The organism is Bacillus cereus group sp. BfR-BA-01524, from assembly GCF_022662595.1.
Classification (GTDB): domain Bacteria; phylum Bacillota; class Bacilli; order Bacillales; family Bacillaceae_G; genus Bacillus_A; species Bacillus_A thuringiensis_S.
Window position 1 is genome coordinate 1 of the sequence record NZ_JAKUDW010000057.1, and the last position, 18,836, is coordinate 18,836.

The following is an 18,836-nucleotide window of genomic DNA, read 5'->3' on the forward strand; positions in this document are numbered from 1 at the left end:
CGCCGTGATAAATGGAGTATTATTCAAATTTTACACCACTTGCATTTAGTTGAACAATCTGTCACGTCTGCCCTTGTATATGCTTTACAAAAAAATGAAAGAAACATGACTCCATTTAAAGACCTCCAACTTACGCTTGATCGCACACATAAACGAGAAGCTCCTCAGCAAATGCAACCAACAGAAACTTTAATGAAAAAACAGCAGGGAATTCAATTACTAGAACATTCACGACAAGAACTATTACATGCGCTTCATAGTGTTATAGATGAAAAAGATCTATTTGAAAATGGATTAAAGCATCCTGTTTTTAATGATCTGAATTTGTATCAATGGATTCAATTTCTTGATTTGCATGAACAAAGACATCTTACGCAATTAAAAGAGGCGAAACATGCAATTTTGCAGCGCTAAAGTGGAAGAAGTGGGAAACCACTTCTTTTTTTGATACGTGCATAGTTTTCTTTCTTATTTTGGAATACTACATGGAGAAAGAAAAGAAGGAGTTGAAAAAGTATGTCTAAGAAGAAGCGAGAAGAAGAGCGTGCCTGGAAAGCGCGTAAAGAAAATCAACAACCGCACGGAAAAGTGAAGGCTTTTGCTGAATTAGTTGAAGGAACAGAAAAAACGTGATGATTATTTCATCACGTTTTTTGTATGAGTGGAAAGGTTAATAAAAAGGTTGTACCTGTTCCTTTTTCACTTATAATATCAATTTTTCCATTCATAGCTTGAACAACACTGAATACGACCATCATTCCAAGTCCAGTGCCTTTTTCTTTCGTTGAATAGAAAGGCGAGCCAAGACGTTTTACTTGTTCTGAATCCATACCGACTCCTGTATCTTTTATATATAACTGAATATGCTTATGATCAGGAACTAATGTGAAATAAAGATCACCGCCTTTTGGCATAGCTTCAATGCAATTTTTTAAAATATTTAATAAACATTGATTTAGTTTTTGCTTTTCTCCAGCGATAAAAAAAGAAGTGCTTTGCTTTATATAATGAGTACGTACATTTGTTAAATTAGCAAGTGGTGTAATTAACGATAATGCATGTAGTAATTCTTCTTCTAACTGTAATGTTTGTTCTTTTTCAATGCTTGGTTTGGCAAAGGTTAAATAATCTGTAAGAACATGATTTGCTTGTTCGATGCCATTAATGGCAATGTCGATATATAATTTCCGTTCCTGCTCAGTGCATGTATCTGATTGTAACAGTTGTAAAAAACCTTTCGTTGAAGTTAATGGATTGCGAATTTCATGAGAGATAGACGCTGCCATTTCACCAATTAAATGAAATTTTTCAGCATTTATAAGTTCGTTTTGGAGACGAACTTGAGTTTGTAATATGTGTAGTAAATATAAAATTAGGATTGTACCAAGCATTGAACATAACTCATACACAATAATATGCGGTATATAATCAGCCTTATTTGTAACCTTTGAAAGGAAGAAAGGTATCCAACAAAATCCGTATGTGAGACTGTAGATAATAGCAAGTGTTATTTTTATACGATTAGAAGTTCGATTGAAAAATTTATATGTTAATAATAGAACAATAAATAGAAGAACAGAACCGATAAGAGATGGGAAAACACCTACCCCACCTAATAATAAGCGATATATGTTTAATACAACTAAGATAGAACCACCAGCAATAGGCCCTCCCGTTAATGTACCGACAATTAATACAATATGGCGCATATCAAATTGAAAACCATTATTTGTTTTTGCTGCAAATGTAATACAGAGTACGGTAGCGAGGCAACAGAGTACAATGAATATAGCTGAATTTAATTTAGGAGAGCGTTTCCCTTTTTGATTCCAAAATAAATGATATACGAGCATTGTAATAAGGATGAATAATATATTTAAAAAGAGATAAATAATAAAGGATTTCAGTGGGATGCCTCCTCTCTGCTTATATTAAATTAATCATACTATAAAATGAAAGAAATGAAATGATAAATAGCGGAAAAATCAGAAATTTTTACGCTAGTATACAATATGTTACAATAAGCTGTGTCAATGAAAGAAGAAATTCCGTGCACCGCGCGGGAGAGGTTCGCGAACTCCCTCTATAAAAAACTATGGAAACAACAATATCCTTAGGTATTGTTTTGTTTTTTTATTGTGACAGTTCAAGAACGTTCTTTCTTCTTATTTATAGTAGAGAAGGAGAATGAGTGAAATGAAAAAAGAAAAAGCAGTTGTTGTTTTTAGTGGAGGACAAGATAGTACAACATGTTTATTTTGGGCAATAGAGCAGTTTGCAGAGGTAGAAGCTGTAACGTTTAATTACAATCAACGTCATAAGCTAGAAATTGATTGTGCAGCGGAAATTGCAAAAGAGCTAGGAATAAAGCATACGGTACTAGATATGAGTCTATTAAATCAACTTGCTCCAAATGCGTTAACGAGAACGGATATGGAGATTACACATGAAGAAGGTGAATTGCCGTCGACATTTGTAGATGGACGAAATTTACTCTTCCTATCATTTGCTGCTGTATTGGCAAAACAAGTTGGAGCACGTCATATTGTAACGGGTGTATGTGAAACTGATTTCAGTGGTTATCCAGACTGCCGTGACGTGTTTGTGAAATCGTTAAACGTTACTTTAAATTTATCTATGGATTTCCCGTTTGTCATTCACACGCCACTTATGTGGATTGATAAAGCTGAAACATGGAAATTATCAGATGAACTTGGAGCATTTGAGTTTGTTCGAGAAAAAACATTAACATGTTATAACGGAATCATTGGTGATGGTTGCGGTGAATGTCCAGCATGTCAACTTCGTAAAGCAGGATTAGATACGTACCTACAAGAACGCGAAGGAGCGAACAACTAATGGATAACTTTTTTGGATTTCGCATCGTAGAGAATTTGCAAAAAATGGACAAGGATATTCAGCGTAAACAACTCAAATATCATAATAAAAGAGTAATGGTCAGCAAGGAATTTACATTTGATGCAGCACACCATTTACATTGTTATGAAGGGAAATGTAAAAACTTACATGGTCACACATATAAAGTTGTATTTGGAATTAGTGGATATGTAAATGAAATAGGTCTTGCAATTGACTTTGGAGATATAAAAGAAATTTGGAAGAATGAAATAGAAATTTATTTAGATCATCGTTATTTAAACGAAACGTTACCAGCAATGAATACGACTGCTGAAAATATGGTCGTTTGGATTTATGAAAAAATGGCAGAAGCACTAACAAAAGAGAATCGAGTGAACGAATATAAAGGAGCTCGCGTTGAATTTGTTCGTCTATTTGAGACGCCGACTAGTTATGCGGAAGTAAGACGGGAGTGGATGCTCGATGAGTAAAATCCCTGTCTTAGAAATATTCGGTCCGACTATTCAAGGTGAGGGAATGGTCGTAGGACAAAAGACAATGTTTATCCGTACAGCTGGTTGTGATTATAGCTGTGCTTGGTGTGATTCTGCTTTTACGTGGGATGGATCGGCTAAAGATCAAATTAGACAGATGACAGCAGAAGGTATTTGGGACGAGCTTGTTGCAATTGGAGGAGAAAATTTTTCTCATGTTACGATTTCAGGCGGAAATCCGGCATTACTGAAAAATATTGAGTTTCTTCTTTCTATATTAAAAGAAAATGGAATGCGAACGGCAATTGAAACACAAGGGAGTAAATGGCAAGATTGGTTACTTCAAATTGATGAGGTAACAATTTCTCCAAAACCACCAAGTTCGACGATGAAAACAGATTTTCAGAAGTTAGATGCTATTATTCAGAAACTAGCAGGAAAAGATATTAGTTTAAAAGTAGTAGTATTCGATGATCATGATTTTGAATATGCAGTTAAGATGCACGAACGTTATCCAGGTGTACCGTTTTTCCTGCAAGTAGGAAACGATGATACAAAAACAGTGGATGATGCGATGCTTATTAAAAAATTATTAGATAAGTATGAGTGGCTGATTGATAAAGCTGTAAATTGTAAAGAGATGAATGATGCAAAAGTATTGCCTCAGCTTCATGCGTTAGTATGGGGAAATAAACGCGGCGTATAACGAGAAGGGATGTTTAAAATGACAGGAAGATTAGATGAAGATTTAAAAGATATAACATTACTAGGAAATCAAAATACAAAATATTTATTTGAATATAGCCCAGAAATATTAGAGGTATTTGATAATAATCATCCAAACCGTGATTATTTTGTAAAATTTAATTGTCCTGAATTTACAAGTTTATGCCCGAAAACAGGACAACCAGATTTTGCAACAATTTATATTAGCTATATTCCAGAGCAAAAAATGGTAGAGAGTAAATCTTTAAAGTTGTATTTATTTAGTTTCCGCAATCATGGTGATTTCCACGAAGATTGCATGAACGTTATCATGAACGATTTAATTAAATTAATGGATCCACGTTACATTGAGGTATGGGGGAAATTTACACCACGTGGTGGTATTTCAATTGATCCATACTGCAACTACGGTCGCCCAGGGACGAAGTATGAACAAATGGCTGACTACCGCATGATGAACCACGATCTATATCCGGAAACAATTGATAATCGTTAATAGAAAGAAAGGGCCTGTATAGTATACAGGCCCTTTCTTTCTATTATATTATGCATTTTGATTAACGACAGTATAGTTTTTATGACTTACAACTGTAAGAGGTTCCATATCTAGTTCTCTAAAATTCTTCATAATTGTTATATCAACAATAACAGAGTTTTGATTTACTTTTTGAACACGGCCTTGCATTCCACCTTTAAATTCGATGATATCTCCAGTTTCTGCGATCTGCATAAGCAACTCTCCTTGTTACAGTTTTCCCAAAAAAAGAATAAATTTGGGTTTTTTTATTTCCTCCTATTTTGAACCATATTTCCTACTTTGTAAATGTTTCCAAAGTAAAAATTCGAAAAATATTCACTTTTTGTAAGAAAATATGTAGAAAATCCATGTTATTTGAAAAAAATAGCAAAAATGCGGGAATCTTTATATCGAGGTATAATGAAAAAGTAGAATAACCTGCTGAAGTGGGAGAAATTAGAGGCGGTAAAATGATGTTTGAATTTGTGGGGAGTGTTATAGCTTTAATGTTATTTTTATTTTCTTATATGCATTTAAAAAAGATTCGTCAATATGATACGAGTACATATTTTGATGGGATGGATAGTATCCATGCTTCGATAACACATGATAGTGGTGGGGAGATGTAAAGGTATATGACTTTCTTTTCTTGCGTGGTATGATGTTTAGAACTAGTGCATAATAGAGTTCGTAAGTGATGAATGGAGAGTGAAAAGAATGAAGATTTCTTTTATTCGTCATGGTTGTTTAGGTCTTATAAGAGAACCGATGACAATTAATTCATTTCACGAATGGATGAAACAGTATGATTCCGAGTCAATGATACAAAAAGCTAAAATGCCGATAGAAACAATAGAGGCAATTGAAGCAGCGAAATTTGTCTTAACAAGTGATCAAAGGCGTGCTGTACAATCAGCAGCTGAATTAACGGATTCTTTATCTTTTATGCAAAACTCTCTTTTTAGAGAAGCTGAAGTTCCTTCCTACTTTTTTGCTCCGAAGTGGTTGAAATGCACAATTAAGGTATGGATGTTCATTGGACGCACATTATGGATACTTGGCTACCATAAAGATGTTGAGTCTTATAAGGAAGTAAGAGAGAGGGCAAGGCAAGCGGCTTACCTGTTACATCGTTATGCTCTCGTACATGGAAGTATTGCTCTTGTAGGTCATAATTATTTAAATTCGATGATTGGAACGGAGCTGAGGGTAATGGGATGGTCTGGTTCTCCTATTTTGCATAGAAAGCCATGGGGATGTACAACATATACGTTTCACGAGGCGATGGATGGAAATATATTAAATACGAATTTAACATAAAAGCACACGATTTATATAAATCGTGTGCTTTCTTTTTAAGATATAGAAATTTTGACGTTTAATGGTTTTACGAGATGAGCATAAGGTTCGCCTACTAGCATAACAATTTCATCTTTTTTATAACCTAACTTTTCGTATAGTGAATAGGCGCGTGTGTTTTCTAAATTAACAAGTAAAGCGATTTTTTCATGCCCTTTTTCAGTTGCATAGATTTCGGCAGCTTCAATTAATTTAGAACCAATACCTTTTCCACCGTGTGCACTTGAAACTGATAATGTATCAATGTAATACTCATCAAGCTCAGCTTCTTTTTCTAACGTAATCGATTCATCTTTATGTAATTCTCTTAAGTGATGTACAATTGGTGCGTCAAGCTGTGTTGCTTCACTACCGTGATAAGCGACAATAATTCCAACTGCACTCTCGTCTTGTTCATAAATAAAACAGTTTTCGTAGCTCAGACGGTTATTTTCTTTTGAGAACCATGTCTCAAGTCCTAGTAATACTTCTGCTTCAACTGTGCTACCTGTGATTTTTTCAGCAATTTCATGCAGAGCATTATACAATAAAGGAGCTATTGACATTGCATCTGTCTTTTTTGCTTTCCGAATCATAGTATCCCTCCTAGTCCTATTTGTATATTGTAGCATAGTGGTATGGAACTTTGCATAATTGAATGCCGAAATGTTTGATATAGAGAAGTAGCTATGTTAGTATATGATATTTAGTGGACATATAGTAAAACGATATTGTTTGCGAAATAACGAAAATAAAATCATGGCATAACAACGAGATAAAGTGAAATGTTAATCAGTAAGATTTTTTGTTCATTCCACGACTGATTAGTAGTCAGCACCAATCGGACTACCCGCAAATAGCGGGATAATTTTACAGTTGTTGACCTATAGAATATACGATAGAATAAAATATTGCAGAGAGGTGAAATACATGGATAAAGAATTAGCAAATACAATTTTAGATCAGCTGAAAAATGGTGAAATAACGGAGTATGTTGTTACGAAAGATGTATTTTATACGTTCAGAGAAGTTGTTGTAAATAGAGAAGACTTTAAGCATTTCATTGGTAACGCACAGCGAGGCGGGCAAGTGATTTATACATATTCAGAAACGCCACGTTCATAAAGGGGAATTTTGATCAGCAGGGCAACCTTCACTAATTAGTAGCCTTCACCAACCGGACGTTTAATGTGGGATAAATAAAAGATAAAGGAGAGGGGAATTATGGGCGATTTTAAACAAAGCATTTTACCACATTGGGATTATATGTGGAAAGATAGAGCCGGCAATAGATTTATGGGAATGGTTATGTATCCAGAGAAACGAAAATGTTCAGCAAAAATGCTTCAGAAAATAAAAAGAGCATATGAAGAAGCGATAGAAATTAAAGTAACTGTACAAGTTCAACATACATATCAGTACGTAGAAGGAATGATTGTATACTTTGATGAAGAGGCTCCTGTATGTACAATGCTTGATAAAGATGAAAATCCACATCACATATTTGTAAAAGATATTTTGCGTATTGAGCACTCTGAATAAACTTTTCATAAATAAATTGAAGTTCCATAATAATAATCTTTTTCTATAATAGTTATCTTTTAGTATGTAACGAAAAACGAAAGTATATGTATAATATATTTAATAAGATAAATTTGATAAATGTAATCGTTTTTTAGAGCAGATTATAGTTTCATATCTGTTCTTTTTTGCGTGATGCTGGAGAAATATATTTCTCCAGCATCTACCGTTTTATGACAAAAGATATTGTTAACTTTTTTAAAAATAAGGTTAAATTCGTTGACAACTTTTTTGAAAAGCACTTTATTGACATGAGTTTTAGAATGTTGTTTCATAGTCATTGTATTGAAAAAAAACGGCTATCATGTCGAAAAGTAAAATTTAAAAAAAGAAAGAATTTATACATATATCTTGTGTCTTATTTTGAAACGTAATACAATATATAGAGAAATCAAGAACAACATATAGAGAATATAGATTTGAGAGGGAGGGTCGGAAATGTTAGTTGCATATGATTCTATGACAGGAAACGTGAAGCGTTTCATTCACAAATTAAATATGCCGGCCGTTCAAATTGATGAAGATCTAGTAATAGATGAAGACTTTATTCTTATTACGTATACAACAGGTTTTGGCAATGTACCAGAACGTGTTTTAGACTTTTTAGAGCGCAATAATGAAAAATTAAAAGGCGTATCTGCAAGCGGCAATCGTAACTGGGGAGACATGTTCGGTGCAAGTGCTGACAAGATTTCTACTAAATATGAAGTGCCTATTGTATCAAAATTTGAGTTATCTGGAACAAATAACGATGTAGAATATTTTAAGGAAAGGGTGCGGGAGATTGCGACACATTGAACTGAATAATGAAATCACGCAAATGCAGGACGGTTTTTATCAGCTTCATAAAGATAAAGAGGCATTAGAAGTCTTTATGGAAGAAGCTAGAGAGAATACCGTTCCTTTTAATAGCGTGGCAGAGCGAATGGAGTATATGAAAGAACATGATTACTATTACAACGTTCTGGACGAGTATAGCTTGGAGGAAGTAGAGGAAGTATATAACATCGCTTATGGTGAAAACTTCGAGTTCCAATCTTATATGGCAGCATCTAAGTTCTACAAAGATTATGCGTTAAAAACGAATGATCAAAAACAATACTTAGAAAGCTATGAAGATCGTGTAGCAATTGTTTCATTATACTTAGGACGCGGTGATGTTTCGAAGGCAAGACAATTCGCAAGCATGATTGTAAAACAAAACTACCAACCAGCGACACCAACCTTTTTAAATGCGGGAAGAAGCAGAAGAGGAGAAATGGTGTCTTGTTTCTTGTTAGAGATGGACGATAGCTTAAATTCAATCGGCTTTAACATTAATACTGCGATGCAATTATCGAAAATCGGCGGGGGAGTAGCTTTAAACTTATCTAAGCTACGTGCACGCGGTGAGCAAATTAAAGGTATCGACAACGCTGCAAGTGGCGTAGTACCTGTTATGAAGTTGCTTGAAGATTCGTTTTCATATGCGAATCAGCTTGGCCAACGAAAAGGTGCCGGTGCAGTATATTTAAACATTTTCCATTGGGATATTATTGAATTCCTTGATACAAAAAAAATAAATGCCGATGAGAAGAGCCGTATTCAGTCTCTATCAATCGGAATTATCGTTCCAAGTAAGTTCTTTGAGCTTGCTGAGAAAAACGAACCTTTCCATGTTTTCGCGCCTTATACGGTTTATAAAGAATATGGCAAGCATTTAGATGATATTGACATTGATGAAATGTATGATGAATTAATGAGCAATCCGAAAGTGAAGAAGAAGCCACTAGATATTAGTGCACGTGATATGCTTATTAAAATCGCTATGATTCAGCTTGAGTCTGGTTACCCATACTTAATGTTTAAATCAAATGCAAATAATCAACATCCATTGAAGGATATTGGAACTGTGAAGATGTCGAACTTATGTACAGAAATTTTCCAGCTTCAAGAAACTTCAGAAATAAATGATTACGGCACAGATGACATTATCCGTCGTGATATTAACTGTAACTTAGGATCGTTAAATATCGTAAACGTAATGGAAAATAAAGAAATTCGTGAAGCAGTTCATGCGGGAATGGAAGCTTTAACAGCTGTTTCTGATATGACGATTATTCCAAATGCACCAACTGTGAAAAAAGCAAATGATGAGCTTCATTCAGTTGGACTTGGAGCAATGAACTTACACGGATATTTAGCAAAAAATAAAATCGCTTATGAAAGTGCAGAAGCGAAAGAATTCGCTCGTACATTCTTTATGATGTTAAATTACTACTCTATTGAGAAAAGTATGGAAATCGCTACAGAAAAGGGCGAGACATTTAAAGACTTCGATAAATCTGATTATGCGAATGGCACATACTTTGAAAAGTATGAAACGACAGATTACAGCCCAGTAACTGAAAAAGTTCAGCAACTATTTGAAGGAATTCATATTCCAACAAAAGAAGATTGGACAAGTTTAAAAGAGCAAGTGCAAAAGAATGGTTTATACAACTCATATCGTCTTGCCATTGCTCCAACACAATCAATCAGTTACGTTCAAAATGCAACTTCAAGCGTAATGCCGATCGTAAGTCAAATCGAATCAAGAACATATGCGAACGCGACAACATATTATCCAATGCCGTATTTATCAAAAGATACGTTCTGGTACTATAAATCTTCTTACGATATGAATCAGTTTAAATTAATTGATTTAATCGCAGAAATTCAAGAACATATTGACCAAGGAATTAGTACAATTCTTTACGTGAATAGTGATATTTCAACACGTGAATTAGCACGTTACTACATCTATGCACATAAAAAAGGCTTAAAGAGTCTGTATTATACGAGAACACGTAAATTAAGCGTGGAAGAGTGTGTGGCTTGTACCGTTTAATATAAAAAGTGAGACATGATGAGCAGGGTTTTCTGAACCCTGCTCATGCTTAGTTATCATATTTAGAGAAGGGGCGATTTAATGCGTGCGGTAAACTGGAACAAAAAAGAAGATGATTTTAGTTTAATGTTTTGGAAGCAAAACATCGCTCAGTTTTGGACAGAAGAAGAAATTGCGGTTTCGTCTGACAAAAATACTTGGGTGCAATTATCGAAAGAAGAGCAAATTGCTTATAAGCGTGTATTAGGTGGTTTAACACTTTTAGATACGAAACAAGGTGGCGAAGGAATGCCACTTGTACTTGTTCATCTTGAAAATTTACAAGCTAAAAGTGTATTAGCTTTCATGGGAGCTATGGAAGAAGTACATGCGAAGAGTTACAGTCATATCTTTACAACGTTAGCTACTGAAGAAGAAATTGATGATATTTTTGACTGGGTAGACAATCATCCATTACTTGAGAAAAAGGCCGGTATTATTACTGGTTACTATCGTCGTTTGTTAAAGCCCGAAGTAACGAAAAAAGAGCTATATATGGCAATGGTAGCAAGTGTGTTCTTAGAAAGTTATTTATTCTATAGTGGATTCTTCTATCCGCTTTACTTAGCTGGTCAAGGAAAACTAACAGCAAGTGGTGAGATTATCAACTTGATAATTCGTGATGAGTCAATTCACGGCGTATTCGTCGGTATTTTAGCACAACAAATCTTCGCAGAACTTTCTGCAGAAGAGCAACAAGAAGTGCAAAAAGAAACACAAGAGTTATTAATGGAACTATATGAAATTGAAATGGCCTATACAGAAGAAATTTACACTTCTATCGGTCTTGTAGAAGATGTAAATCGTTTCGTTCGTTACAATGCGAATAAAGGGCTTATGAACTTAGGACTTGAGCCGAAGTTTGAAGAAGAAGAAATTAACCCAATCGTTTTAAATGGTTTACGTACAGATACGAAAAACCATGATTTCTTCTCTGTAAAAGGAAATGGTTACGTAAAAGCAACGAACGTTGAAAAGTTAGCTGACGATGACTTCGTGTTTAACTTTTAATATAGGATTATAAAGAAAAGCTGTCTTATTGATTGATAAGACAGCTTTTCTTTATAATTTTGTTTACATAACACTATTATTTTTGTATAGCGATTTATATTTGAGAAGTTCTATTCGGTTAACGGATAGAACTTTTTTGTAATTAAATGGGTATTTACAAACCTTTTGTATCAGTGTATTATTTAACTAGTACACCAATACAAAAGGAGGGAAGAAATGAAAATAAAGTTTTCTCCAAATATACCAATTTACATTCAGGTAATGGAATACATAAAAAAAGAGATCGTAACAGGACATTTATTGCCTGGTGATAAAATTCCCTCTGTCCGTGAATTAGCGAGTGAATTACAAGTGAATCCAAATACGATTCAGCGTACATTTCAAGAGCTAGAACGGGATGGAGTTGTTGTAACACGTAGAGGAATGGGACGGTATGTAACGAATGAAGGGGAGAAAATTATGGAGCTACGAAAAGAGATGGCGAAAGAATTACTTCATTCTTTTATAGATGGAATGGACAATTTAGGTTTTTCAGAAGAAGAAATTCTTACAATTCTTCGTTCTTCATTACATGAAAAGAGGGAGGAGAGCTAATGACAGAGCTATTAAAAATAGAAAACTTATGGAAGAGATACGGATTAAAAGCAGTGATCCGTGAATTAAACATAGAGATTACGGAAGGGAAAATCGTTGGGCTTGTTGGAGATAACGGGAGCGGGAAAACGACGTTATTGAAAATGATTGCAGGCTTGCAACACCCTTCTGAAGGTAGTATCACAATAGACGGTAAAAAGGTAGGATTACAGACGAAAGAAATCGTTTCATTTATGTCCGATAAGCCAGTCTTTGATGATTGGATGACTGTAAAAGACGCTTTATTTTTCTACCGAGATTTTTATAAAGACTTCGATATTCAAAAAGCGGTAGATACGATTGCAGAATTTAAAATACCGTTAGAAGAAAAAATTACAGCATTGTCAAAAGGTATGATAGAGAAGCTGCAAATCATTTTAACATTTTCTCGAAAAGCGAAGCTATACGTACTGGATGAGCCATTGGGCGGGATAGATCTTGTTTCTAGAGAACATGTACTTGAGCTAATACTTAAATTTTATCGTGAAGATTGTACGCTACTTATATCGACTCATTTAATAAGAGAAATCGAAAATATATTCGATGAAGTAATCTTTTTGAAAGATGGAGAAATAATATTGTATGAAAATGTGGAAGAACTACGATTTCAAAAGGGTAAAGCAGTACATGAACTGTTTAAGGAGGCCTATGAGAAATGAGTCAGCTTTTTCTTTATCTGTATAATTGTAATAAGAGAAAGATAGCCATTATTTACTTTGGTTTTATTACAGTTTCATTAATTCTTTTATTTAATATGAAAGGAGTTTCAGGAGTTAGAATTTCAGGTAGGCAAGATATAATAATTATTATATTCTTTATCGTACTAGGTATAAATGGATTTGCAATTCTTTTAACAGGTATATCGTCTTTTCGGAAAATGTTAAAAAACTCTATGCTACGTTATACTTCTATTTCAGCAAAAAAGTATATATGTGCAAATATTTTATTCTGTGTACTACTCTTTATGATTTTGCTAGGAATAGGAATCATTTTTCTATACTATTTTTCTTTAAATATTTACAATGGAAAAACTAATTTAGGTATTCAGCAAGCAATACACAGTTTATATAATTATGGAATATTACATCATATGTTATCTATTTTCTTATGGGGACTAGATTTTCTTAATATGCTAGTTTCTATTTATTTTATTATAGTAATTGTAAAGCTATTAAATGTGAAATCATCGATGAATAAAGTTGCTTGTTTAGTTTTATTCGTCATTTTTACCGCATTTAATGGAGGAATAACGTATATTTTTCAGCAAATAGAAAAGTATGTGTTTGCTATAAATAATATTGGATTTATAGATCAAAATGGTTTTTTAAATACATCATTTTATTCTGGTACAGAGGTTACAATTTTAAATCTATTTTTTAATTGTTTATTAACAATTATATTACTAGTAGTTACAGGTCACATAGTCGATAAAAAACTAGAAGTCTAAAGGAGGAATCAGCATTGGGAAACGTAGTAGTAAAGTTAGAGAATGTTCGAAAAAGGATTGGTGGAACGGAAATTATTCGTGGTTTATCATTTGAGGTTCGTGAAGGAGAAGTATACGGATTCCTTGGACCGAACGGTAGCGGTAAGACGACGACGATCCGTATGATGACAGGTCTTATTTCAATGACAGAGGGCGATATTACAATTTGTGGACATAGTATTCGCTCGGAGCGTGAAAAGGCACTAGAGCAAATTGGAGCGATTGTAGAAAATCCTGAACTATATGATTATATGACAGGAATGCAAAACTTAAAGCATTTTGCGAACATGGCCATTACTCCAATTAGTAAAGAGCGGATTGCTGAGATTGTAAAGCTTGTTGAATTAGAGCATGCGATTCATAAAAAGGTGAAAACATATTCACTTGGTATGAAACAACGTTTAGGAATTGCACAGGCATTACTTCATCAGCCGAAAATCTTAATTTTAGATGAGCCGACAAATGGATTAGATCCAGCTGGTATTCGCCAAATTCGTGATTATTTACAACGTTTAGCGAAAGAAGAGAATATTGCTGTAATCGTATCAAGTCACTTATTGAGTGAAATTGAATTAATGTGTGATCGCGTTGTTATTATTAAACAAGGTGAGTTTGTACAAGAGTACAACTTACATGAAAAAGTGAAACATGATGAGGCAGTCGTTGTAGCGTTTGAAGTAGATGAAGCTCAGAAAGCGAATGAAATCATTAAAGGTAAAGCAAAAGGGAATGTAATTGTAGCATCTGTAACAAAAGACAACATTCCGCAACTCGTAAAAAAACTTGTGCATGCTGATGTGCTTGTATACGGAGTTACTGTTCAAAATAAAACGTTAGAGGATGAGTTCTTAGCGATTACTGGGGGAGTGAAAGCGTAATGTTTAAATTAATTCAAAATGAATTTTTAAAGTTGCATGCGAAAAAAGGTATGTATATTTTAATTGGTGTCATTGCGGCACTCGAAATTTTAGGTACTTTAGCAATGTTGAAGTGGGGAAAAGGTGATGAGTTTAAGGGATCATATTTAGATTATGCAAACTCAGAGATTGGCTTAATTGTTTTATTTACAACGATTTTTGGGATTACACTTGCTGCCCGTACTATTACTGATGAGTTCCAAAAAGGTACAATTAAACAATTGTTAATCCGTCCAAGAAAAAGACTTGCAGTTTTATTTTCTAAATATATTACAGTGTTATTAGCGATGTTATTTATCGTATTAGCTGGTATGCTAATTGCAATGATTATTGGCGGTATTGTAATGGATGGTAGTAAAACAGAATTAACGTTAGGAATCGTAATGAAGTCCACTTTATATCAACTACTTTCACCGTTCTTTTTTGCAACACTTGGATTTTTCCTAGCAAATGTCTTTAGAAAGTCTGTATTACCATTAATTATTACGATGTTCCTATTCTTCTTACAAGGTGCAATTAATATGGTATTAATAATGTTTGCAAAAGGTGTAGCGAAGTTTGTAGTATTCAACCATTTGGATTTAAGAGCTTACGATAGCAATAAATTAATCAATGGTGGAATGGAACCAACATTTACAGAATTTACGTTTACAACTTCATTATTACTTGTAGCGGCATACTTTGTTGTGTTACTTGTAGCATCAAGTGCATTATTCCAAAAACGTGACGTATTATAATAAAAGAAATCCCCGCTTGTAAAAACGGGGATTTTTATTACATAAATTTCACTTGGATTGCAACTTGAAGAACAGCGATATGTTATTTTAAGAGATATGCTGTTTGAAATGATTTGAGAAAAATAGGAAGAATTTCAACTAGATTCATATTGCAATTTAGTTATCCAATTATTTATAAGGAAAGGACGCCTATAAAATATTGATTCAAGTTTTACTTTATTTTTTACTATCTTTGGGGGTGTTTCATATGCACTATGCATTTTCACGTATAAGACTACGTAGTTTTTTTGGATGGATGATTATAGGGGTGTTCCTTACAATGATTCCATTAAGTCTAGCAAATGTTTCTGAGAATACGATGGAGGTTATTTCACAAATAACTGTATTTTTTGTATTTCCGTTACTTTGGCTATACGTAAAAACAAATAAAAATAATGTTGTATTTAACAGTTTTTTTGATAAGCCAGGACGTTTATCTTGGGGATTAATTGTATTAGCAACGATAATGGGGACGATTTTTTCAGTTGGCATATCTCAGATTCAATTTTACATATTAGCACATACGTTACCGAATTTCTTAGTTACTATGCTAGAAGACGGAAATGTTATTAATACGAGTAACGTATATATGACGATATTTACTTTCATTTCAGCATGTGTGTTAGCACCTATTATGGAAGAGGTTATTTTTAGGGGATTTTTCTTACAGCGAATGGCTCATAAATGGGGAATTAAAAAAGCTGTAATTATATCTTCAATTATTTTTGGCCTAGGACATTTTGATGTTATTGGTGCGTTCATGTTTGGTGTCGTTATGTGTCTTTTATACATAAAGACAAAAAATATATGGACGAATATAGCTGTGCACGCTCTAAATAATTTGATTGCAACAAGTATGCAATTTTTCGGTGGAGAAGAAAGTGGTACAATCTCAATTATTGAATTACAAGCGCAAAGTAATTTATGGATTGGTATCGGTCTTACAGTTGTTGGATTACTATGGTTAATTCCTTATGTTTGGAAACAATGGCGTATAGTAAAAGAAGTTGGCGTGCCACCAGTACGTTTTATAAATGAGCAAAAAGTAGAGAGTGCATCACATGAAAATGAAGTGTATAGTCAAGTGATCGTAACCGATAGATTGATGGCCATAGAGTTACCAGATGAGGCTGTAAATAAGCTTCGGTTAGAAGAAAGTGATTATGTAACAGTATCTGTAGAAGAAGATAAAATCGTTATAAAGAAAGCACATAATAGATAATTAAAAAGTAGCTCTTAGGAGCTACTTTTTAATTTGTAATAATTTCTACACGAAAATTATTACCGTTCTTTACATATTTAATATCTGTAACAGTGCGGACCGTCTTTAAAATCTCCACTTTTTCACCAATTCGCGGGATGGTTGGAACATTATCCCAAATACCAAGCAAGTCATCTAATTGTGCCGTTTTTTCATAAAACCAGATTTTCAATGTAAAGCCCCTTTCTCGAACTTTATGTATTTTAATACATAATATATTATTTTTATTCTTATTGTAAGGGGTTTTTTTATATTTTATGAATAAAAATAAATTAATCTTCTGGGAAGATATGTTCAATATCAGGAGTAAGAGATACTTCTGATAATACGATATGAGAAACTGTCGTTGCATATGAAGAAACATCATTGATAAATTCTTCAAGTTCAACGAGTGAAGGAACAGAAATTTTTACAATGTAGCATAAGCTTCCTGTTACTCGGTAACAAAAACTTGCAGATGGATAAGACTGAATAAATTGTTGCATACGTGTTGTATCACCATTCTTTAAGGTGATTTCTAAAATACAATCTAAAACTAGTCCTGCCTTTTTATAATCAATATCAATTGTGTATTTTTGAATAACACCTTCGCTTTCGAGCTTACGAACACGTTCTGAAGTAGACGGAGCAGATAAGTTTACTCGTTTAGCCAATTCACGCATCGAAAGGCGACTATCATTATATAATTCATTTAAAATTTTTCGATCAACACGGTCTAATTGCATTTGTAAATATACCTCCAGTAAAATAATGATTTTTGTAAAGGGAAAATATAAATTAAGATTCATATGAAATGTAAAGTGAACGTTATTTATTTTACAATAAAACAGAAGGAAATAGGAGGGGAAATGATGGAGAGAATTTCATTATCAAATGTAGGAGATACAAAGTTTCAAAAGTTATTAGGGCATAATTCGGATATATTAAACTCGTGGAGTAAGTTAGAAGATACACTGTACAATAAAGGAACTCTTTCAGCAGAGTTGAAGGAGCAAGTGAGAAGAACATTAGCGTATGGGAATGAATGTCCGTACTGTATGGCAAAGGGAAGACCAGATGATGTGCAAAAGGCAGAGGAGATTGGTGTAGCCGTTACTTTTGCGCATACATTTGTTCATGACCGAAAAGCAATAGATGATACTATGTTTCACGCATTAAAACAATATTGGACAGAAAAAGAAATTGTAGAGCTTTGCGCCTATGTTTGCTTTATTACTGCGTCACAACAACTTGGTTTTCTATTTCAATTACAGCCAAATTAAGGGGGAAATGATGACAAATCAAATAGCACTTATCATGATCGATGTACAAAAGGCATTTCAATTACCAGATTGGGGCGAGAGAAATAATATTTTTGCTGAAGAAAACATGAGAATTTTGTTAGAAGAATGGAGAAAAAGGAAACGACCAGTTTTTCATATTCAACATGTAAATAAAGAAAATGCTCAGTCAATGTTTTATGAGAGAGCGGAAACGGTAAACTTTAAAGAAGAAGTGCAACCACTACTTGGTGAAGTGGTTATTCAGAAATTCGTTAACAGCGCGTTCATTGGGACAAATTTAGAAGAGCGATTAAGAAAGAACAAATGTAATGCAGTAGTGGTTGTAGGATTAACGACAAATCATTGCGTGGAAACTACGACACGAATGGCAGGGAATTTAGGATTTACAACATATTTAGTGAGTGATGCAACGGCTACTTTTAACCGTAAAGGTTTAGATGGTAAGGAGTATAGTGCAGAGGATATTCACAATATGACACTTGTAAATTTACATGAAGAGTTTGCTACGATTGTGACGACAAAAGAAGCATTAAAATTATTTTAAGAAAATAATTGCGAATTATGTAGAAAAAAATAAGAATATTTCGTATAATCTAAGTACAATCATTTTGAAAATAGGGGTGGCATCATATGGAGCAAATTTCAGTAAAGAAATTAGAAGAGGTACTTGTTGTAGCAGGGGATGATAAACAGAAGCAAAAGGAATTTTATGAATTGCTCTTATCTACTGAGTTTTATGTTGCTGGTTCACTAGAAGCAGAGGACGGGGCAACAGAAGGAATACTTCGTTTGCGTCATTTCCAAGGAGAAGGTAGATGGATCGTTCCGTTCTTTACACAAATGGAATTTGTAAAAGATGTGTTGCCAGAAGGAACGCCCCTTATTACGATACGTGGGAAAGAGTTATTTGGTAGCATTGAGAAAGATGCTACAGCTGTATTAAATGTTGGCACTGATATAAGTAAAACATTTATTCCAGAAGAAATTGCAGATATCGCATCTGGACGAATTTTTAATTATTATAAGTAAAAGGAAAAGGAAAAGGA

General features: G+C 33.8%; 27 protein-coding genes and 1 riboswitch. Of the genes, 22 read left to right on the forward strand and 5 right to left on the reverse strand.

What is annotated here, in order from left to right; all coding sequences use genetic code 11:
- Nucleotides 1-414: DinB family protein (locus MR170_RS19555; protein WP_242308985.1), on the forward strand; the 414-nt coding region annotated here is incomplete at its 5' end.
- Nucleotides 415-516: 102 nt separating this feature from the next.
- Nucleotides 517-633, forward strand: coding sequence for a DUF6254 family protein (locus tag MR170_RS19560; RefSeq protein WP_000038355.1), 117 nt, complete (start codon nucleotides 517-519; stop codon nucleotides 631-633).
- 11 nt (nucleotides 634-644) lie between these two features.
- On the opposite strand, the gene kinB is transcribed toward MR170_RS19560, so the two are convergent.
- Nucleotides 645-1,853, reverse strand: coding sequence for a sporulation sensor histidine kinase KinB (gene kinB, locus MR170_RS19565; protein ID WP_226602652.1), 1,209 nt, complete (start codon nucleotides 1,851-1,853; stop codon nucleotides 645-647).
- Between the two features lie 206 nt (nucleotides 1,854-2,059).
- Nucleotides 2,060-2,103, forward strand: a riboswitch (PreQ1 riboswitch).
- Nucleotides 2,104-2,196: 93 nt separating this feature from the next.
- On the opposite strand from kinB, the gene queC reads away from it, so the two are divergent.
- Genes queC through queF form a run of 4 tightly spaced genes read left to right on the forward strand, consistent with a single transcriptional unit; the run spans nucleotide 2,197 to nucleotide 4,575 of the window.
- Nucleotides 2,197-2,859, forward strand: a complete 663-nt coding sequence (gene queC / locus MR170_RS19570) for a 7-cyano-7-deazaguanine synthase QueC (protein ID WP_029441786.1) — start codon at nucleotides 2,197-2,199, stop codon at nucleotides 2,857-2,859.
- Nucleotides 2,859-3,350: a 6-carboxytetrahydropterin synthase QueD gene (gene queD / locus MR170_RS19575; protein WP_000368414.1), complete on the forward strand. Its 492-nt coding sequence runs from the start codon at nucleotides 2,859-2,861 to the stop codon at nucleotides 3,348-3,350. The genes queC and queD overlap by 1 nt, the downstream gene beginning before the upstream one ends.
- Nucleotides 3,343-4,059 carry a 7-carboxy-7-deazaguanine synthase QueE gene (queE, locus tag MR170_RS19580; RefSeq protein WP_016082368.1) on the forward strand — a complete coding sequence of 239 codons (717 nt, stop codon included), beginning with the start codon at nucleotides 3,343-3,345 and terminating at the stop codon, nucleotides 4,057-4,059. Before queD ends, queE begins: the two co-directional genes overlap by 8 nt.
- Before the next feature lie 18 nt (nucleotides 4,060-4,077).
- Complete coding sequence (gene queF / locus MR170_RS19585) at nucleotides 4,078-4,575, forward strand: preQ(1) synthase (protein ID WP_242308986.1); 498 nt, start codon at nucleotides 4,078-4,080, stop codon at nucleotides 4,573-4,575.
- A 48-nt stretch (nucleotides 4,576-4,623) separates the two neighbouring features.
- On the opposite strand, the gene MR170_RS19590 is transcribed toward queF, so the two are convergent.
- Nucleotides 4,624-4,809 carry a YkvS family protein gene (locus MR170_RS19590; RefSeq protein WP_016082367.1) on the reverse strand — a complete coding sequence of 62 codons (186 nt, stop codon included), beginning with the start codon at nucleotides 4,807-4,809 and terminating at the stop codon, nucleotides 4,624-4,626.
- A gap of 260 nt (nucleotides 4,810-5,069) precedes the next feature.
- On the opposite strand from MR170_RS19590, the gene MR170_RS19595 reads away from it, so the two are divergent.
- Both MR170_RS19595 and MR170_RS19600 read left to right on the forward strand, forming a co-directional pair.
- Nucleotides 5,070-5,225, forward strand: a complete 156-nt coding sequence (locus MR170_RS19595) for a hypothetical protein (protein ID WP_029441787.1) — start codon at nucleotides 5,070-5,072, stop codon at nucleotides 5,223-5,225.
- Nucleotides 5,226-5,313: 88 nt separating this feature from the next.
- Nucleotides 5,314-5,916, forward strand: coding sequence for a histidine phosphatase family protein (locus tag MR170_RS19600; protein WP_242308987.1), 603 nt, complete (start codon nucleotides 5,314-5,316; stop codon nucleotides 5,914-5,916).
- A gap of 35 nt (nucleotides 5,917-5,951) precedes the next feature.
- Here MR170_RS19600 and MR170_RS19605 read toward each other — a convergent pair whose 3' ends face one another.
- Entirely contained in the window at nucleotides 5,952-6,530 is a 579-nt protein-coding gene (locus MR170_RS19605) for a GNAT family N-acetyltransferase (RefSeq protein ID WP_242308988.1), read from the reverse strand.
- 334 nt (nucleotides 6,531-6,864) lie between these two features.
- On the opposite strand from MR170_RS19605, the gene MR170_RS19610 reads away from it, so the two are divergent.
- The 11 genes from MR170_RS19610 (at nucleotide 6,865) to MR170_RS19660 (ending at nucleotide 16,468) form a co-directional block, all read left to right on the forward strand.
- Nucleotides 6,865-7,059, forward strand: a complete 195-nt coding sequence (locus tag MR170_RS19610) for a hypothetical protein (RefSeq protein ID WP_000356686.1) — start codon at nucleotides 6,865-6,867, stop codon at nucleotides 7,057-7,059.
- 99 nt (nucleotides 7,060-7,158) lie between these two features.
- On the forward strand, nucleotides 7,159-7,476 hold the full coding sequence (locus MR170_RS19615; RefSeq protein ID WP_016082365.1) for a hypothetical protein: 318 nt from the start codon (nucleotides 7,159-7,161) through the stop codon (nucleotides 7,474-7,476).
- A 477-nt stretch (nucleotides 7,477-7,953) separates the two neighbouring features.
- Nucleotides 7,954-8,313 (forward strand): class Ib ribonucleoside-diphosphate reductase assembly flavoprotein NrdI, encoded by a 360-nt coding sequence (nrdI, locus tag MR170_RS19620; protein WP_000959447.1) that lies wholly within the window; start codon nucleotides 7,954-7,956, stop codon nucleotides 8,311-8,313.
- The gene (nrdE, locus tag MR170_RS19625; protein ID WP_001215839.1) at nucleotides 8,300-10,384 is read left to right on the forward strand and encodes a class 1b ribonucleoside-diphosphate reductase subunit alpha; all 2,085 of its coding nucleotides are present in this window, start codon (nucleotides 8,300-8,302) and stop codon (nucleotides 10,382-10,384) included. Before nrdI ends, nrdE begins: the two co-directional genes overlap by 14 nt.
- 81 nt (nucleotides 10,385-10,465) lie before the next feature.
- Nucleotides 10,466-11,434 (forward strand): class 1b ribonucleoside-diphosphate reductase subunit beta, encoded by a 969-nt coding sequence (nrdF, locus tag MR170_RS19630; RefSeq protein ID WP_001203025.1) that lies wholly within the window; start codon nucleotides 10,466-10,468, stop codon nucleotides 11,432-11,434.
- A gap of 216 nt (nucleotides 11,435-11,650) precedes the next feature.
- On the forward strand, nucleotides 11,651-12,028 hold the full coding sequence (locus MR170_RS19635) for a GntR family transcriptional regulator (protein ID WP_242308989.1): 378 nt from the start codon (nucleotides 11,651-11,653) through the stop codon (nucleotides 12,026-12,028).
- Nucleotides 12,028-12,726, forward strand: coding sequence for an ABC transporter ATP-binding protein (locus tag MR170_RS19640; RefSeq protein ID WP_226602661.1), 699 nt, complete (start codon nucleotides 12,028-12,030; stop codon nucleotides 12,724-12,726). Before MR170_RS19635 ends, MR170_RS19640 begins: the two co-directional genes overlap by 1 nt.
- A complete protein-coding gene (locus MR170_RS19645) occupies nucleotides 12,723-13,514 on the forward strand; it encodes an ABC transporter permease (RefSeq protein WP_200458392.1) in 792 nt (263 codons plus the stop codon). Before MR170_RS19640 ends, MR170_RS19645 begins: the two co-directional genes overlap by 4 nt.
- 14 nt (nucleotides 13,515-13,528) lie before the next feature.
- Complete coding sequence (locus MR170_RS19650) at nucleotides 13,529-14,431, forward strand: ABC transporter ATP-binding protein (RefSeq protein WP_016082361.1); 903 nt, start codon at nucleotides 13,529-13,531, stop codon at nucleotides 14,429-14,431.
- The gene (locus tag MR170_RS19655) at nucleotides 14,431-15,207 is read left to right on the forward strand and encodes an ABC transporter permease (protein ID WP_242308991.1); all 777 of its coding nucleotides are present in this window, start codon (nucleotides 14,431-14,433) and stop codon (nucleotides 15,205-15,207) included. Before MR170_RS19650 ends, MR170_RS19655 begins: the two co-directional genes overlap by 1 nt.
- A 247-nt stretch (nucleotides 15,208-15,454) precedes the next feature.
- Nucleotides 15,455-16,468, forward strand: coding sequence for a CPBP family glutamic-type intramembrane protease (locus MR170_RS19660; protein WP_242308993.1), 1,014 nt, complete (start codon nucleotides 15,455-15,457; stop codon nucleotides 16,466-16,468).
- Between the two features lie 28 nt (nucleotides 16,469-16,496).
- On the opposite strand, the gene MR170_RS19665 is transcribed toward MR170_RS19660, so the two are convergent.
- On the reverse strand, nucleotides 16,497-16,679 hold the full coding sequence (locus MR170_RS19665; RefSeq protein WP_000707107.1) for a DUF3913 family protein: 183 nt from the start codon (nucleotides 16,677-16,679) through the stop codon (nucleotides 16,497-16,499).
- Between the two features lie 100 nt (nucleotides 16,680-16,779).
- Nucleotides 16,780-17,232: an Lrp/AsnC family transcriptional regulator gene (locus tag MR170_RS19670; protein WP_001175505.1), complete on the reverse strand. Its 453-nt coding sequence runs from the start codon at nucleotides 17,230-17,232 to the stop codon at nucleotides 16,780-16,782.
- Nucleotides 17,233-17,358: 126 nt separating this feature from the next.
- Between MR170_RS19670 and MR170_RS19675 the strand changes: the two genes are divergently transcribed.
- The 3 genes from MR170_RS19675 to MR170_RS19685 all read left to right on the forward strand — a co-directional run bounded on the left by MR170_RS19675 (nucleotide 17,359) and on the right by MR170_RS19685 (nucleotide 18,819).
- On the forward strand, nucleotides 17,359-17,769 hold the full coding sequence (locus MR170_RS19675; protein WP_098641041.1) for a carboxymuconolactone decarboxylase family protein: 411 nt from the start codon (nucleotides 17,359-17,361) through the stop codon (nucleotides 17,767-17,769).
- Nucleotides 17,770-17,779: 10 nt separating this feature from the next.
- On the forward strand, nucleotides 17,780-18,334 hold the full coding sequence (locus MR170_RS19680; RefSeq protein WP_141542563.1) for a cysteine hydrolase family protein: 555 nt from the start codon (nucleotides 17,780-17,782) through the stop codon (nucleotides 18,332-18,334).
- A gap of 86 nt (nucleotides 18,335-18,420) precedes the next feature.
- Nucleotides 18,421-18,819, forward strand: a complete 399-nt coding sequence (locus tag MR170_RS19685) for an SseB family protein (RefSeq protein ID WP_000435265.1) — start codon at nucleotides 18,421-18,423, stop codon at nucleotides 18,817-18,819.
- Nucleotides 18,820-18,836 lie beyond the last annotated feature (17 nt).

Excerpts from the sequence above, each read along its gene's own strand:
- queC (WP_029441786.1), top strand. The coding sequence starts at position 2,197 with ATGAAAAAAGAAAAAGCAGTTGTTGTTTTTAGTGGAGGACAAGATAGT.
- MR170_RS19680 (WP_141542563.1), top strand. The coding sequence starts at position 17,780 with ATGACAAATCAAATAGCACTTATCATGATCGATGTACAAAAGGCATTT.
- queF (WP_242308986.1), top strand. The coding sequence starts at position 4,078 with ATGACAGGAAGATTAGATGAAGATTTAAAAGATATAACATTACTAGGA.
- MR170_RS19635 (WP_242308989.1), top strand. The coding sequence starts at position 11,651 with ATGAAAATAAAGTTTTCTCCAAATATACCAATTTACATTCAGGTAATG.
- MR170_RS19615 (WP_016082365.1), top strand. The coding sequence starts at position 7,159 with ATGGGCGATTTTAAACAAAGCATTTTACCACATTGGGATTATATGTGG.
- nrdI (WP_000959447.1), top strand. The coding sequence starts at position 7,954 with ATGTTAGTTGCATATGATTCTATGACAGGAAACGTGAAGCGTTTCATT.
- MR170_RS19660 (WP_242308993.1), top strand. The coding sequence starts at position 15,455 with ATGCACTATGCATTTTCACGTATAAGACTACGTAGTTTTTTTGGATGG.
- queD (WP_000368414.1), top strand. The coding sequence starts at position 2,859 with ATGGATAACTTTTTTGGATTTCGCATCGTAGAGAATTTGCAAAAAATG.
- queE (WP_016082368.1), top strand. The coding sequence starts at position 3,343 with ATGAGTAAAATCCCTGTCTTAGAAATATTCGGTCCGACTATTCAAGGT.
- MR170_RS19655 (WP_242308991.1), top strand. The coding sequence starts at position 14,431 with ATGTTTAAATTAATTCAAAATGAATTTTTAAAGTTGCATGCGAAAAAA.
- MR170_RS19595 (WP_029441787.1), top strand. The coding sequence starts at position 5,070 with ATGTTTGAATTTGTGGGGAGTGTTATAGCTTTAATGTTATTTTTATTT.
- MR170_RS19605 (WP_242308988.1), bottom strand. The coding sequence starts at position 6,530 with ATGATTCGGAAAGCAAAAAAGACAGATGCAATGTCAATAGCTCCTTTA.
- nrdF (WP_001203025.1), top strand. The coding sequence starts at position 10,466 with ATGCGTGCGGTAAACTGGAACAAAAAAGAAGATGATTTTAGTTTAATG.
- MR170_RS19640 (WP_226602661.1), top strand. The coding sequence starts at position 12,028 with ATGACAGAGCTATTAAAAATAGAAAACTTATGGAAGAGATACGGATTA.
- MR170_RS19610 (WP_000356686.1), top strand. The coding sequence starts at position 6,865 with ATGGATAAAGAATTAGCAAATACAATTTTAGATCAGCTGAAAAATGGT.
- MR170_RS19645 (WP_200458392.1), top strand. The coding sequence starts at position 12,723 with ATGAGTCAGCTTTTTCTTTATCTGTATAATTGTAATAAGAGAAAGATA.
- MR170_RS19670 (WP_001175505.1), bottom strand. The coding sequence starts at position 17,232 with ATGCAATTAGACCGTGTTGATCGAAAAATTTTAAATGAATTATATAAT.
- MR170_RS19560 (WP_000038355.1), top strand. The coding sequence starts at position 517 with ATGTCTAAGAAGAAGCGAGAAGAAGAGCGTGCCTGGAAAGCGCGTAAA.
- MR170_RS19685 (WP_000435265.1), top strand. The coding sequence starts at position 18,421 with ATGGAGCAAATTTCAGTAAAGAAATTAGAAGAGGTACTTGTTGTAGCA.
- kinB (WP_226602652.1), bottom strand. The coding sequence starts at position 1,853 with ATGCTCGTATATCATTTATTTTGGAATCAAAAAGGGAAACGCTCTCCT.
- MR170_RS19675 (WP_098641041.1), top strand. The coding sequence starts at position 17,359 with ATGGAGAGAATTTCATTATCAAATGTAGGAGATACAAAGTTTCAAAAG.
- MR170_RS19600 (WP_242308987.1), top strand. The coding sequence starts at position 5,314 with ATGAAGATTTCTTTTATTCGTCATGGTTGTTTAGGTCTTATAAGAGAA.
- MR170_RS19590 (WP_016082367.1), bottom strand. The coding sequence starts at position 4,809 with ATGCAGATCGCAGAAACTGGAGATATCATCGAATTTAAAGGTGGAATG.